This window comes from Ensifer sp. Root558, from assembly GCF_001427045.1.
GTDB lineage: Bacteria > Pseudomonadota > Alphaproteobacteria > Rhizobiales > Rhizobiaceae > Ensifer > Ensifer adhaerens.
In genome coordinates this window covers 383,104-397,339 of record NZ_LMGC01000001.1, presented here as the reverse complement: position 1 = coordinate 397,339, position 14,236 = coordinate 383,104, and the positions used below count along the sequence as shown (strand labels likewise).

The window sequence follows — 14,236 nt, the reverse complement described above, 5'->3', positions numbered from 1 at the left end:
GTATGCGAATAGCCGGTGATCGCCATATTACTGTGCATAATCGGCGCGATTGCAGATACAGCCGCACGCTTCCCTCTCTCAGAGCGGGAAAGAGAAGTATGAGAGGCTTAACCAGTCCTCCAATGGCGAGCGTCAAAGAGAGCGGTCGCTTATCGGGTAGCTTGGCAAGACACAACAAAGACCCCATAATTTTGCTCTACAGCGGTCGCTGCCACATCACAGTTTCGGCCTTCGCCAGTTACAATAGTGGCACTACCATGCGCACCCGGCGTCACCTGAAAGGTCTTATCACGATATCCAACGGTCGCTTTTAGCTCGTCGCCCGATCCCGATATCATGTCCAGTGTGAGGTGCAGGTCAGTTCCCGCAAACAAGTGGCTTCCGCCCTGCGATATCCTCACCACTTGGGGCGAACGGTTATTCTCTTCAATGATGCGATTAACGTTGTCGAGCTCGGATTGAAGGCGGGCGATAGTGTCGTTCGCCTCCGCGAATTTTTTATCCGCTATCGCTAGCGCGGCCTTCGAAGCGGCGTTGGCTTTATCCGCTGCGGTAGTTGCATCCGCCACATTCTTGCGTGCGGTTTCAAGCCGCTTTTCGACTTCCTCAAGTTTCGTTGCAGGAACCGTCTTCCCAGTAACTAGCTCAATAAGCGGCAGCGCGGCATTTCCGGCGAAAAACCCACCCACCGCCGCGATGATCGCCAGGATAATCTGTAAGCTCTTCGTCGAATTGTTTTCAGTCGTCATTGCGGAACCCTACGTAGCAAATATTGACGAGACTCACTTCATAACCCGCCATTCTTGCTAAATCGTAAGTCTTCACAATCCTTTAGCATCTACGGAAGCAACCTAGGGCGGAGTCCTACTCCCGCCCTAGCGCCACAAGGTAATTGGTGCCGTTTGCCCTCACCCCTTGGCGATCTTCTCGCGCAGGCGCTCGTCCTGGGCGGCGATCTCCGGCGTCACCAAGTCGCCGAAATCTTCCATCTCGAAGACCGGGCGGATTTCGATTTCGCTCGGGCCCGGCATCGGGTTCGGGCAGCGCTTCACCCAGGCGATTGCCTCGGCCATGTCCTTGACGGTCCAGATCCAGAAGCCGGCGACCAGTTCCTTGGTCTCGGCAAAGGGGCCATCGATGACCATGCGGTCGGCGCCGTCGAAGGCGACGCGGGCGCCACGCGACGAGGGATGCAGCCCCTCGCCCGCCTGCATGATGCCGGCATTGACCAGTTCCTCGTTGTACTTGCCCATGGCTTCCAGCAGCTCGGTCGAGGGCATGTTGCCCGCTTCGCTGTCCTTGGTCGCCTTTACAAAAACCACTACGCGCATTGTCCATTCTCCTCTGTCACGCCAGTCCCGGTCCTCGTGACCTCTGGGGGTGCCGGCGTGGTGAAACCCAAATAGTGAGAGCAAGCTGCGGGCGAAAGACCCGCGCGGATTTTTTTCCTATCCCGCTCCGGTGGAGGAAGCCAGATTGCCTCCCTGCCTAAATGACGAACGGGAAATGGCGGCGCCGACAGCGGTGTCGAATTTTTTCCGAAAAAAGATTGGCGCGGGGAAATGAAGCGAGAAAAGCGCTGTTCGACAAGACCATCGCCGCAGATCCGAATGTGCGCCGTTGGCTCAAGAACCCCCAAGCCACTCCCCTCATCTGGCGGCTTGGCACGAGGCCGGCCCCCACCCACCCTCATCTCTGTGCTCGTCACAGGAATCCAGCAGCCGTGCGTCGGCACGGCGGGAAGTATGGTCCAGGAATGAAGGACGCACTGCCCAAGAACCGTAAAAAAGAGGGCCACACCGCACCGGCATGGCCCTGGAGAATTCAATGCGGCTCAGGCGGGCCGGCGCGTCTTACTGCGCCTGCATATGCAGATCCGCCATCGCCTGCCTCAGATCGTCGATCGGCGTCTGATTGGCCATCTTCTTGCCCTCCAGTTCCGGCGGCATCTTCCAGCCTGGATCGATGCCTTCCATGTTGGGCAGCTCGTGGGCGATGCCCTTATGGCAATCGATGCAGGTGGCCTTGCCCGAGAGCAGATAGCGGGTGTGGATCTCGGCCGCCCGCTGCGTCTGCTTCTGCAGGTCCATGGCGACGGAGGAATGGCAGTTGCGGCATTCAAGGCTGTCATTGGCCTTCATGCGCGCCCATTCGTGCTGCGCCAGTTCCAGCCGCTTCTCGAGGAATTTCGGCCTGGTATTGATCGTGCCGAAGATCTTGCCCCAGACTTCCTTCGAAGCCTGCATCTTGCGGGCGATCTTGTCGGTCCATTCATGCGGCACGTGGCAGTCCGGGCAACTGGCGCGCACGCCCGAGCGGTTGGAGAAGTGAATGGTGCGCGTCAGCTCCTGATAGACGTTGTCGTGCATCTCATGGCACGAGGTGCAGAACTTTTCGGTGTTGGTGAGTTCCAGCGCCGTGTTGAATGCACCCCAGAACATGACGCCGCCGATGAAGCCGCCGAGCGTGAGGAAGCCAAGGCCGAGCGTGCCGGCCGGCGTCTTCATGATGCCCCAGGCCCAAAGGATGATTTTCCTGATCCATGCGATCATGTCGTCACTCGCTTCCGGCCGGCTTGAAGCCCAGTTCGCTCATGTCCTTGAAATTGCTCGGCACCAGCGGGCTGGTATCGGCCTGCGGCACGTGGCAGGCGGTGCAGAAGTAACGCCGGGGCGAAACGTCGGCGATCATCTGCCCATCGCGCGTCATGTAGTGGGTGACGCTGATCATCGGCGCACCCGAATCCTGCGTGAACTCGCGCTTGTGACAGGACAGGCATCGGTTGGCATTGACCGAAAGCTCATAGCCCTCGATCGAATGCGGAATGACCGGAGGCTGGTCGGGATAGGCGCGCATCTTGCGCTTGTCATCGACCACCCATTTCGGCAGCGGTGCCGCCGCTTCCGTCGCCATCTGCGGCGTCGGCCCTTCGAGCTGCGGCACCAGTTTTTCCGCCACTTGGGCGACGGCCGCCGTCGTGACGAACATCAGAAGGCCAGCCGCAAGGGCCATCCATGCGGGCCGTTTGGCAACGGCCCGAACCAGCCGTGACCACCCTAGAGGGTGACGGGAAGAATCTTGACCGCGCATTTTTTGAAATCCGTCTGTTTGGAGATGGGATCGGTAGCGTCGAGCGTAACCTTGTTGATCAGCTGGCTGGCGTCGAACCAGGGAACGAAGACGACGCCGGGCGGCATGCGGTTGCGGCCGCGGATGTCGACGCGCGAGCGGATCTCGCCGCGGCGCGAGACGATGCGCACTTCCATGCCCTGGTTGATGCCGCGCTTGCGGGCATCCTCCGCGTTCATGAAGACGCGCGCGCCCGGAAACGCCTTGTAGAGTTCCGGCACCCGCATGGTCATCGAGCCCGAGTGCCAGTGTTCCAGCACGCGGCCGGTCACCAGCCAGGTATCGTATTCGTCGTCGGGGGATTCGGCCGGCGGCTCGTAGGGCACCGCAAGGATGATCGCCTTGCCGTCCTTGTTGCCATAGAACTTCACGCCCTCGCCCGGCTTCACATAGGGGTCGAAGCCCTCGCGGTAGCGCCAGCGCGTCTCCTGGCCGTTGACCACAGGCCAGCGCAGCCCGCGCACCTCGTGATAGGTGTCGTAGGGCGCCAGATCATGACCATGGCCGCGTCCGAAAATGGCATATTCCTCGAACAGCCCCTTCTGGATGTAGAAGCCGAAATCCTTGGCTTCGTTGTTGTCGTATTCGGCACTGACATCGGTCAGCGGGAAACGATCGACTTCGCCGTTCTTGAACAGAACCTCGAACAGCGTCTTGCCGCGATATTCGGGGCTGGCGTCGAGGATCTCCTTCGGCCACACCTCGTCGGTGGTGAAGCGCTTGGAAAACTCCACCATCTGCCAGAGGTCCGAGCGCGCTTCGCCGCCCGCTTGCACCAGCTGGTGCCAGACATGGGTGCGCCGCTCGGCATTGCCGTAGGCCCCTTCCTTCTCCACCCACATGGCGGCGGGCAGGATCAGGTCGGCGCTCATCGCCGTGATCGTCGGATAGGCATCGGAAACGACGATGAAATTGTCCGGGTTGCGATAGCCCTGCCAGGTCTCGTTGGCGGTGTTCGGCCCCGCCTGGACGTTGTTGTTGACCTGCACCCAGTAGAAATTGAGCTTGCCGTCCTTCAGCATCCGGTCCTGCTGCACGGCGTGGTAGCCGGGCTTTTCCGGAATGATACCGTGCGGAATGCGCCAGATTTCTTCGGCGTGCTTGCGGTGCTCGGGATTGGTCACCACCATGTCGGCAGGCAGGCGATGGGCGAAGGTGCCGACCTCGCGCGCCGTGCCGCAGGCAGACGGCTGCCCGGTCAGCGAGAACGGGCTGTTGCCGGGCTCGGAGATCTTTCCGGTCAGAAGATGCAGATTGTAGACCATCTGGTTGGCCCACACACCGCGCACATGCTGGTTGAAGCCCATGGTCCAGAGCGACATGACCTTGCGGCTCGGGTCGGCATAAAGCTCGGCCAGCTGCTCCAGGAACTCCGGATCGACGCCGGTCATCTCGGCGGTCTTCTTCAGCGTATATTCGGAAACGAACTCCTTGAACGCCTCGAAATCCATCGGCTCGGTCTTGCCGGGGTCCTTGGAGTTGGCGGCATTCACCTCGACCGGGTTGTCGGGCCGGAGACCATAGCCAATGTCGGTGACCCCGCGAGCAAACTTCGTGTGCTTGTTGACGAAGTCCTCGTTGACCTTGCCGGTCGTGATGATGTGGTTGGCGATGTAGTTGAGGATGACGAGGTCGGTGCCTGGCTTGAAGACGATCGGGATATCGGCCAGGTCCATGCTGCGATGGGTGAAGGTCGAAAGCACCGCGACGCGCACATGCGGCTGGCCGAGACGCCGGTCGGCGACACGGGTCCAGAGGATCGGGTGCATCTCCGCCATGTTCGAGCCCCAGAGCACGAAGGCATCGGCGTTCTCGAAGTCGTCGTAGCAGCCCATCGGCTCGTCCATGCCGAAGGTGCGCATGAAGGCGACGGCGGCGGACGCCATGCAGTGGCGGGCATTGGGATCGAGATTGTTGGAGCGGAAACCCGCCCGCATCAGTTTGGTCGCCGCATAACCCTCGAAGATCGTCCATTGACCGGAGCCGAACATGCCGACGGCCGTCGGGCCTTTCTCCTTCAGCACCTTCTTTGCCTGCTCGGCCATGACGTTGAAGGCTTCGTCCCAGCTGACGGGCTCGAACTCGCCGTCCTTGGCGTAAGTGCCGCCGCGCTTCCTCAAGAGCGGCGTCGTCAGGCGGTCGTTGCCGTACATGATCTTGGAAAGGAAATAGCCCTTGATGCAGTTGAGACCGCGGTTGACCTCGGCCTGCATGTCGCCGTGGGTGGCGACAACCTGGCCTTCCTTCACGCCCACCATCACGCCGCAGCCCGTGCCGCAGAAGCGACACGGCGCCTTGGACCACTTGATTTCCAGCGCGTTGACGCCGCCCGGCACCGGCTGTGCGGCGGCAGGCAGCGCAATGCCGGCCGTGGCGGCGGCGATGCCGGCCGCATGGGCCTTCAGAATGTCACGCCGCGTCAGTTCTCCGCTCATGGCTCCTGCCCTTCCTCTTCCATTTCCACATGCTCGAAAACCATGTTGGCCGAGATCACCCCGTCGAGCAGCGAGATCTGAGTCAGCCGTTCGCCGAGCGCGCCCGTGCTTCTGCCTTCGATGACGACGACGATCTTGCCGCCGCCATGGCCATGGATTTCGACGTTTTCCATTCCCGCGAGCGTCGCCAGGATCGCTTCGGTGCTCTGTGGCATCGTGGCGACCACGGCGCTCGAAATGTGATAGGGCGTACCCGCCTTTGCCGCTGCGGCCTCAGACATGCGCCACCTCCACTTCCAATGCCTTCACTGCAATCGCACTCACCGGGCAGCCACTGAGGCAGGCGCCGCAGCCGGTGCATCGGTCTTCGTTGATCTCAGGCAGAAACGGCCCGCCGATACGCGGGCGAAAACGGATCGCCTGCTCCGGACAGCTTTCGCCGCAGGACTGGCAGGCAATGTAACGGCGCGCGAGACAGGTATCGGTGACCGCGGCGACATGCGGGAAACGGCGCACGGCCTTCTCGGTGAATACCGGCTCGGGACAGGCTTCCTCGCAGGCACCACAGAAGGTGCATTCGCCGCCCGAAAAGTCGACGAAGGGAAGACCGTCAGAAAGACGGATTATGGCGGTGGGACATCGCTCCGCACAGGCGCCGCAACCGGTGCAGGCGGCAAGGCTGAGTTCCGAAACGCCCGGCGGGCGGATGCGGACGGGCTTTGCGGCAGCGCGGCCGGTAAAAAACTCACGGCGTGAGAGAGGTTCGACCTTCATGGCTCGACCTCAATGCCCGGGCGGGCCCGGCGGGCCAAAGATGATCTGCAGCATCCAGACGAGGAAACCATAGCCGCCGACAATGCCGACGGCGACGATCGGCCAGATGCCGAAGGCGAGCACGAAGAAGGTAATCAGCTCCGCGCGTCGCGAGCGCGGCGGCTTTTCGATCGGCTGTGCCTGAACGACTTCCGGCATTCCTGCGTCCCCCAACACAATCCAAGGTAAGATGCGCCACCGGAAATAAAAATCAATCCCGTGACCGGCCGATGACAGCTTTTCACCGTGCCTCAGAGTAAATGCCGAACAGAAGGGGTCATTGATCTGTGTCAAAAACTGGCACCGGAATTCCCGAGAAATTCTCACGCGTCGTTCCGGCATAACTTGCGGACGCCAATCAGTTTTTGCGAATATCGATATATTTCTAGAAATACATCGCCTCATGCCCGCTCGGCCGAACCGACCGGACATGCGGATACGGGACCAATCCTGCCGGCGGCGAGCGCAACCTGCCCCGACGGCAGAACCCGAGGCAACAGCCCTTGCAACCCTGGGCTTTGCAGCCTACTTCTTGGCGCATGACACAGCTGATCGAAATCGGAACCGCGCGCGTGCTGCAATGCGCTGTCGATGGCCCTCTGCTTGCGGCACCGGGCGACGCCAATGATTTTCTCGGCGACGGCTGGGCGCATGAGGCCGACTTGCTGGCAGTCCCGGTCGAACGGCTGGGTCCCCATTTCCTCGATCTTTCGACCCGCGTCGCCGGCGAGGTGTTCCAGAAATTCGTCAACTACCGCATGCGGCTCGCCATCGTCGGCGACATCAGCACCAGGCTCGAAGCCAGCAAGGCGCTGACCGATTTCGTGCGCGAAACGAACAAGGGTGATTCGATCTGGTTCGTGCCGGATTTCGAAACGCTTCGCGCCCGGCTCGAGCGTTTGCCGACCGCCTGAACGCGGTAGTGTCTGACGATCAGTGCGGATCGATGGGGAAACCTCTGACAATGCGCCCATCCGCAGCGAACACTGGAAATCGCCCCGCGGTCACGCTGACGACCGATCGACTCGCGCTGCGCCCGACAACGCCCGCCGATGCGCAGCGCGCCTTTGAGATCCAGTCGGATTGGGACGTCACGCGCATGCTACGCATGGCGCAGTTTCCACCCGATCCCGACGACATGACCGGCTGGTTCGGTGTGCACCGGCAGGAATGGATCGCCGGCACGGCCTTTCGATTTGCCATCGAGCGCAAAGGCCACATGATCGGCCTGGTCGATCTCGACGAGATCGACGGCGAAGAAGGCGAACTCGGCTACTGGCTGGAGAAGCCAAGCTGGGGCCAGGGCTATGCCTTCGAGGCAGCGCAGGCAGTGGTGTCCTTCGCCTTCGAGCAGCTCGGGCTCGCGAGGCTGAAATCAGGCCACGCGGCCGACAATCCGGCCTCCGGCAAGGTCCTGCTCAAGCTCGGCTTTCGCCCTGAGAAAACCATGCGGAAGGCCTCCCGCTCGAGGGGCGAAGAGATCCTCCACCAGAGCTACAGCCTCGCGTCAGAGGCGTGGCGCAATCGGTCGGGTGCCGATCGCTGAGCGGCGGCGTGTCGGTGCGGTCCGTCTCTTGCGGGATCATCACTCTCCCGCTGGCTCCGCGGCGACGGCCCGTTGTGCGCGCCTGAACGCCCTGCCCGCAACGGCAATCGCCAGCGCGGTCACGGTCAACAGCCCAGCCACAGCAAAGGTCACCTGCATGCCCCTGGCGACCAAGGCTGGCGCCGCCCCGGCCATGTCGCTTGCCACCACGGCTGAGGCAAAGACCGCGCCCATGACCGATGCGCCGGTGACGAGGCCGAGATTGCGCGAAAGGTAGAGCAGGCCGGAAACGACGCCGCGCCGGTCCGCGCTCACATCCGCCATGACCGCCGTGTTGTTGGCCGCCTGGAACAGCTGGTAGCCGGGCGTCAAAAGCGCGATCGCCGCGACATAACCGGCAACGCCAAAAAGCCCCGGCAGCAGCACAAGCGCCGCGCAGCCCGCAACCATCGCGGCAAGACCGATCGTGACTACGAAGCCCGCGCCCAGGCGATCGACGATACGGCCGGCGACCACGCCACCAAAGGCCGAGATGACGGGACCGACCGACAGGACGAGCCCGACCATCGCCGCATCCAGCCCCAGCCCGCGCGACAGATAAAACGGCCCGACCACCAGCGTCGCCATCATCACGGTCGAGACCAGCGCATTGGTCGAAAGCCCGCGGCTGAAAACCGGATCACGCAACATCGCCGGCCGGATCAGCGGCGAGGCTACCTTGGTCTCGACCCGCAGGAACAGTGCAGAACCCACAACGGCGGCCGAAAGCAGCGCGACATTGAGCGCGCCGAAACTGCCGCGGCCCACCGTCATCGCCAATGCATAGGCGCCCAGCGAAAGCGCAAGCAGCAAGGTGCCGGCGACGTCGAAGCGTGGGCGTTCCCTGCCCTCATACCCCTTGTCCGCCGGCAGATACCGATGGGCGAGCACGAGCGCCAGAAGCCCCAACGGCACGTTGACGAGAAAGATCGCCCGCCAACCGGGCCCGGCAATCAGCGCGCCGCCGAGCGACGGCCCGAGCGCTGTGCCGATGGCCGACATGGTGCCGAGCAAGCCCATGGCGCTGCCGGTCTTCTCCTTCGCCACCGTCTCGCCGACAAACGCCATGGTCAGCGCCATCATGATCGCAGCCCCGATGCCCTGCATCGCTCGCGCCGCGACGAGCAGCGGGAAAGCGGGCGTCAGGCCGCAAAGCACCGAGGCTGCGATAAAGAGCGCGATGCCGGCAAGCAGAAGCCGCCGCCGGCCGACGATATCGCCAAGCCGCCCGACGCTGACGATCAGCGTGGTGATGGCAAGCAGATAGGCAAGCACCACCCATTGCACCGCCTGGAACGAGACACCAAAAGCGTCCGCCAGCGCCGGAAGCGCCACATTGGCGCTGCTGGTGCCAAGCGAGGAGAGCAGCATCGACAGCGACAGGCTGGTGAGCACGCAGCGAACCGAGGCGGTGGCGGGAGCGTTTGCAGTCTTCGTCGCGCTCATCGACCACCTCCCGCGCGCGAGGTTTCGCGCCGATCTTTTGCAGCACGGGAAATCGCGGGAAAACAAGGCGATAGCGCGCTTTCATGATTCAAAATATGCGGCAACGACTTCCGATCAGACAGGGAAATCGGGGCGGGCATCAGTGGGCATGGGATCATCGGAAAACCCTCCAAGGTCGGTTCTCCGAAAAATTAGACCTCGGCTTCATATGGCGGAAGGCGCAGCATTTGCACTTCATTCGTGCGTTTGACGCCACATCATGAGCCAACTGTGTTATGGATGGGCATGACCAGACCGGATCTCAACCTCCTCGTGACCCTCGACGTGCTGCTTGCGGAAGGCAGCGTCGCCCGCGCCGCCAGGCGCCTGCGGCTCAGCCCCTCGGCCATGAGCCGGGCGCTGGCAAGGCTGCGCGAGGCGACCGGCGATCCGCTGCTGGTGCGCGCCGGCCGCGGCCTCGTTCCAACGCCGAGGGCGTTGGAACTGCGCGATCGCATCGGCCCCATCGTCGAAGCGGCCGAAGCCTGCCTTCGCCCGGCCGAGAGCCTGGACCTGAAGACGCTTTCCCGCACCTTCACGCTCAGGAACCGCGAGGGTTTCGTCGAAAACTTCGGCGCTGCACTGATTGCCCGTGTCGAGCGAGAGGCGCCCGGCGTACGCCTGCGCTTCGTGCAGAAGCTCGACCGGGAAAGCAGCCCGCTTCGCGAAGGAACCGTCGATCTCGAAACTGCCGTTGTCGGCGACATGACGGGCCCGGAGCTTCGCGCCCAGGCCCTCTTCCACGACCGTTTCGTCGCCGTGGTCCGCCCGGGCCATCCGCTGACATCAGGCGAAGTGACGCCCACCCGCTACGCCGAAGGCCACCACATCCATGTCTCGCGCCGCGGCAACGACGTCGGCCCGATCGACACTGCCCTCCAGGTCCTCGGCCTTAGCCGCAAGATCACCGCTTCCGTCGGCAGCTTCTCCGAGGCCCTGGCGCTTGTCCGCGCCACCGACCTCGTCGCCAGCGTGCCCGAGCGCTACACCGGAAGCTTGCGCGAAAACCTCGTCACCTTCCCTTTGCCCGTCGCCCTGCCCGAAATCACCATCTCGTTGCTCTGGCACCCCCGCCTCGACGCCGACCCGGCGCACCGCTGGTTGCGGGCCTGCGTGCGGGAGGTCTGCACCGTGTGACGCGCCGCGCGGCAAGAGGCTAGGCCCCGAGCGCATACCGATGCGCCCCCAAGGACCTACGGTTGCCTGCAACAGGCCATCGGGGTATCAGCCCAATCCCGGCCGCAAATGCGCCGCCTCGCCAGCGCACGTCAAACCCGCACACAGGAGAACGCGATGTTCGACCACGTCAAATTCGGTGTCCGCGACTATGCGGCAAGCCTCGACTTCTACCTGAAGGCGCTCGAACCGCTCGGCGTTTCGGTGGTCGATCACGGCGCGCATGGCGTGGAGATGAGCACGGACGGCAAGTCGTCGCTGTGCCTCTACCAAACCGAGGAAACGCCGGCGCATCTTCACCTCGCCTTCATGGCCACGACCCGTGAGCAGGTCGACGCCTTCTACAGCGCAGCCCTTGCGGCCGGCGGCAGGGACAACGGCGCGCCGGGCCTGCGCCCACGCTACCACGCCAACTACTACGCCGCCTTCGTTTTCGATCCGGATGGCCACAACATCGAGGCTGTCTGCCACGAGCTTGAGGCCTGATCCGACCAAGATCGCAGCAAGGAGCCGTCATCTATGCCCGGCAAGCGAGCTGGGCCTTGATGGCGACAGGCTGAAGTCTACGTGGCGTTGCGCCCCCGCTTCAGGGCGGACGGCGCGACGCTCAAAACCAATAGCGTCTCATCCGCGCCAGGAATTCGACCGTCGTCACGGGAAAGCCTGAGCCACTGCCGATGACGGAATCGATGCCGCAACGGGGACAGATCGCCGTTGTGTCATCGTCGATCCATTCGTTTATCTCGGCCGCCGGAAAGATCTCGCAACAATAGAAGCATCCGCAGGACGGGCTCGCTTCGATTTCGGCTCGATGGTTGGCGCAATGCTTGTGCGCCTGGATGACGATTTCGTCCATCCGTCATCATTGGCGCATGTATCAAGGGTTGTCCAGCGAGCGCGACACGCGCCTCCATCGCTCATGCGCCTTTCGAGACGGAATTCCGGGCCACCGCCGGCGCTACCTCGTACCAGTCCCTGGACCTGTTCACGATCCAGACGACCGACAGCATCACCGGCACCTCGATGAGCACCCCGACGACGGTCGCGAGCGCGGCGCCCGACTGGATGCCGAACAGGCTGATGGCGGCGGCAACGGGCGGAAGAGCCAGCCGATGAACAACCATGCCAGCAGGGCCATAGAGAATGGCTTGATCGCCCAGTTGATGAAGAGCGTCACGCCGATGCCGCGCCAGTGGCGCCCCAGCTCGGACAGCGACCGGAAGTCGATCTTCATCAGCATCGGGCCACGGTAGCAATGGATCGGGACATCCCAGCCCGAACTACTTGCCGACCTCGATCACGAGCGGGTAGCCCTCGTCATCCCACTCCAGAAATCCGCCGGCGAAATAGTAGACGCGGGTGTAGCCCCAGGCGATCGCCTTGGCCGACGCATAGGCGGCATGGGTGCAGTTTCTGCCCTGACAATAGAAGGCGACCTCGTCTGCCTTTCCCACCACCTTGGCGAGGCTTTCCTTCGATAGCGCGGTCAGCAGCGACAGATTGACGGCCTTGGGGAGATGGCCAATGTCATAGGTGAGCGGCGCCCGCACATCGATGAAGGTGACGCCGCGCGCAAGCAGCGCTTTCACTTCCGCAACGTCGACCTTTATCGTTCGCTCGACGCTGAGCTCGCCCTTCAGCGTCATGAACTTGGCATAGTCGTCGAAGGCAAGGTCCGTGCCGGCCCCTTCCGGCAATCCGGCCTTGCGAAGTCCCTCCTGCAACCGCGCGATATAGGGCCGGTGGTAGCTGAAGGCGCTGCCATACCAGTCATAGGCGCTTTCCTGGACGGTGAGCGGATCTCCCAGCGAGGACGTCGCCAGTTTGTTGTACTGGTCGACCAGCCTCTGAATGTCGCCCGTGCGGCCGAGATGTCCGTAGCTCGAAGTCAGCGTGGCGTAATCCCCCAAGAGTTCGGAGCTTTTCTCGAGCACCCGCTCGTAGGTGGCGGCGGCCTCGTCGTATTTGCCTTGAGAAAACAGCGAGACGGCGAGCATGCGCAGCGTTGCCCGCGTCGGGTGAGGATCGAACCGCATCGCCAGGCGCGCCTCCTGTTCCGCCTCGGTCGCGCGTCCTGTCGCGTTGAGGATCCGCGCCATGCCGACATGGTTGTCGGGATCGTTGGGCGCAAGCGTCATCGCTCGGTCGATGGCGGCGAAGGCTTCGTCGTAACGCCCCTGCTGCGCAAGCACCTGCGCCGAGACGGCATAGGCAAGCGGCGTCGGCCTCTCCATGGCCTTTGCGAGATTTCTGGCGAGGTTCCTGGACGCGGCCTCCCTGCGGGAATAATCCCAGGAGAGGATGCTCGCCCGCCAGTTTGCTGCCGCCAGCGACGCGTAGGCGCGGCTATAGTGCGGGTCGAGCACGATCGCCTTCTGGAAAAATGCGGAAGCTGCGACCGTTTCCGCTTCGCTGTCGCGGCGAAGATGCTCCCAGCCGCGCAACAGGGTATCGTAGGCCTTCGGGTTCGTCGTTTCCGGCACCGCCGCCACGTTCTTTTCGGCACTCGTCAGCTTCACGGAGAGCGTCGAGACGATCTGTCCGATCACCTTGTCCTGCAGCCCGAACACGCCGCTCATTTCCCCATCATAGCGCTCGGCCCACAGGTGGTGCCCGTCGATCGCGTCGATCAATTGGGCATTGACCCGAACCTGGTTTCCCTCCCGACGGACGCTCCCTTCGAGGATATAGTGGACGCCCAGTTCCGCCCCCACCTGCTGCGCCTTGGTGGGCTTGCCCTTGTAGGCAAAGGTCGAGTTGCGCGCGATGACGAAGATGCCCGACAGTTTCGACAGTTCGGTGATCAGGTCGTCGGTCATGCCGTCGGCGAAGTAGCTTTGCGCTGAATCGGAGCTGAGATTTTCGAAAGGCAGCACCGCGATCGAGGGCGTCTGCGGCAGCGGCAAGGCGCTCCGCGCAACGGACGCGGGCTCGACGCTCTCGCGCCTCTGCACCAGCCACGTCGCGGCAAGGCCGGTCGCAACGATCACGGCCAGCGCAGCCGCAATGCGCCAGCCGCGAAGGGTCTCGAAGGTGAAGCGCCGACTCTTGAGATCTCCGTCGAACTGCACCCGGTAGACGCGGACGGGCCGCTGGATGTTCTTCACGTGATGCTCGCCAATGAACTCCAGCGGCAGTTCGAACTTGCCCTGCAGGTGGTCGAAGGCGGTGCCGGAGACGAACAGGCCCCCTGGCTCGCACATCTGCTCGAGGCGGGCTGCGACGTTGACGCCGTCGCCGAGCAGATCATCCCCCTCGACGACGACATCGCCGAGGTTGATGCCCATGCGCAGCAGCAGCCGATGCTCGCGCGGGATATCCGCCTGGCGCGCCGCAACCCTGTTTTGCGACGCGACCGCACAGGCGACGGCATCGACGACGGAGCCGAATTCGACGATCGCACCGTCGCCCATCAGTTTGACGATGCGGCCGTGGTAGTCCTGCATGAGGGGATCGAAGATGTCGCAACGCCACGCCTTGATGGCTGCGAGCGTACGGGCCTCGTCGGCCTCCATCAGCCGCGAGTAGCCGACAACGTCGACGGCAAGAATGGCCACCAGCCGCCGTTCTGCGCGAACTGCTTCCATAGCCACCTCTCCCGACGGTGCAGCAG

The 14,236-nt window shown here is 63.1% G+C and carries 14 protein-coding genes and 2 pseudogenes; 4 read left to right on the top strand and 12 right to left on the bottom strand.

Going from position 1 to position 14,236, the window contains the following annotated elements; translation table 11 throughout:
- Positions 1-149: 149 nt before the first annotated feature.
- The 8 genes and pseudogenes from ASD63_RS01990 to napE all read right to left on the bottom strand — a co-directional run bounded on the left by ASD63_RS01990 (position 150) and on the right by napE (position 6,536).
- Positions 150-749 carry a hypothetical protein gene (locus ASD63_RS01990; RefSeq protein ID WP_034793147.1) on the bottom strand — a complete coding sequence of 200 codons (600 nt, stop codon included), beginning with the start codon at positions 747-749 and terminating at the stop codon, positions 150-152.
- A gap of 159 nt (positions 750-908) precedes the next feature.
- Positions 909-1,331, bottom strand: a complete 423-nt coding sequence (locus tag ASD63_RS01985) for a YciI family protein (protein ID WP_034793144.1) — start codon at positions 1,329-1,331, stop codon at positions 909-911.
- 522 nt (positions 1,332-1,853) lie between these two features.
- On the bottom strand, positions 1,854-2,552 hold the full coding sequence (locus tag ASD63_RS01980) for a NapC/NirT family cytochrome c (RefSeq protein ID WP_034793141.1): 699 nt from the start codon (positions 2,550-2,552) through the stop codon (positions 1,854-1,856).
- Positions 2,553-2,556: 4 nt separating this feature from the next.
- Complete coding sequence (locus tag ASD63_RS01975) at positions 2,557-3,012, bottom strand: nitrate reductase cytochrome c-type subunit (RefSeq protein ID WP_089043553.1); 456 nt, start codon at positions 3,010-3,012, stop codon at positions 2,557-2,559.
- A gap of 44 nt (positions 3,013-3,056) precedes the next feature.
- On the bottom strand, positions 3,057-5,564 hold the full coding sequence (napA, locus tag ASD63_RS01970) for a periplasmic nitrate reductase subunit alpha (RefSeq protein WP_034793137.1): 2,508 nt from the start codon (positions 5,562-5,564) through the stop codon (positions 3,057-3,059).
- Positions 5,539-5,845, bottom strand: a pseudogene (locus ASD63_RS01965) (chaperone NapD). Before ASD63_RS01965 ends, napA begins: the two are co-directional and overlap by 26 nt.
- On the bottom strand, positions 5,838-6,338 hold the full coding sequence (gene napF, locus ASD63_RS01960; protein ID WP_034793131.1) for a ferredoxin-type protein NapF: 501 nt from the start codon (positions 6,336-6,338) through the stop codon (positions 5,838-5,840). The pseudogene ASD63_RS01965 and the gene napF overlap by 8 nt, the downstream one beginning before the upstream one ends.
- A 9-nt stretch (positions 6,339-6,347) precedes the next feature.
- Positions 6,348-6,536: a periplasmic nitrate reductase, NapE protein gene (napE, locus tag ASD63_RS01955; RefSeq protein WP_034793129.1), complete on the bottom strand. Its 189-nt coding sequence runs from the start codon at positions 6,534-6,536 to the stop codon at positions 6,348-6,350.
- 380 nt (positions 6,537-6,916) lie between these two features.
- On the opposite strand from napE, the gene ASD63_RS01950 reads away from it, so the two are divergent.
- Positions 6,917-7,291, top strand: coding sequence for a DUF4180 domain-containing protein (locus ASD63_RS01950; protein WP_034793127.1), 375 nt, complete (start codon positions 6,917-6,919; stop codon positions 7,289-7,291).
- A gap of 50 nt (positions 7,292-7,341) precedes the next feature.
- Positions 7,342-7,923 (top strand): GNAT family N-acetyltransferase, encoded by a 582-nt coding sequence (locus ASD63_RS01945; RefSeq protein WP_051659266.1) that lies wholly within the window; start codon positions 7,342-7,344, stop codon positions 7,921-7,923.
- A gap of 39 nt (positions 7,924-7,962) precedes the next feature.
- Here the strand turns inward: ASD63_RS01945 and ASD63_RS01940 are convergent, their stop codons facing one another.
- The gene (locus ASD63_RS01940; RefSeq protein ID WP_034793124.1) at positions 7,963-9,408 is read right to left on the bottom strand and encodes an MFS transporter; all 1,446 of its coding nucleotides are present in this window, start codon (positions 9,406-9,408) and stop codon (positions 7,963-7,965) included.
- A 285-nt stretch (positions 9,409-9,693) separates the two neighbouring features.
- Between ASD63_RS01940 and ASD63_RS01935 the strand changes: the two genes are divergently transcribed.
- Positions 9,694-10,584: a LysR family transcriptional regulator gene (locus tag ASD63_RS01935; RefSeq protein ID WP_034793702.1), complete on the top strand. Its 891-nt coding sequence runs from the start codon at positions 9,694-9,696 to the stop codon at positions 10,582-10,584.
- A 156-nt stretch (positions 10,585-10,740) separates the two neighbouring features.
- A complete protein-coding gene (locus tag ASD63_RS01930) occupies positions 10,741-11,109 on the top strand; it encodes a VOC family protein (RefSeq protein WP_034793121.1) in 369 nt (122 codons plus the stop codon).
- Positions 11,110-11,230: 121 nt separating this feature from the next.
- On the opposite strand, the gene ASD63_RS01925 is transcribed toward ASD63_RS01930, so the two are convergent.
- The 3 genes and pseudogenes from ASD63_RS01925 to ASD63_RS01915 all read right to left on the bottom strand — a co-directional run bounded on the left by ASD63_RS01925 (position 11,231) and on the right by ASD63_RS01915 (position 14,210).
- On the bottom strand, positions 11,231-11,479 hold the full coding sequence (locus ASD63_RS01925; RefSeq protein ID WP_034793118.1) for a hypothetical protein: 249 nt from the start codon (positions 11,477-11,479) through the stop codon (positions 11,231-11,233).
- A gap of 61 nt (positions 11,480-11,540) precedes the next feature.
- Positions 11,541-11,866 (bottom strand): annotated as a pseudogene (locus ASD63_RS36525) (hypothetical protein); the annotation flags it as partial.
- Positions 11,867-11,903: 37 nt separating this feature from the next.
- Positions 11,904-14,210 carry a rhodanese-like domain-containing protein gene (locus ASD63_RS01915; protein ID WP_034793113.1) on the bottom strand — a complete coding sequence of 769 codons (2,307 nt, stop codon included), beginning with the start codon at positions 14,208-14,210 and terminating at the stop codon, positions 11,904-11,906.
- Between the last annotated feature and the right edge of the window lie 26 nt (positions 14,211-14,236).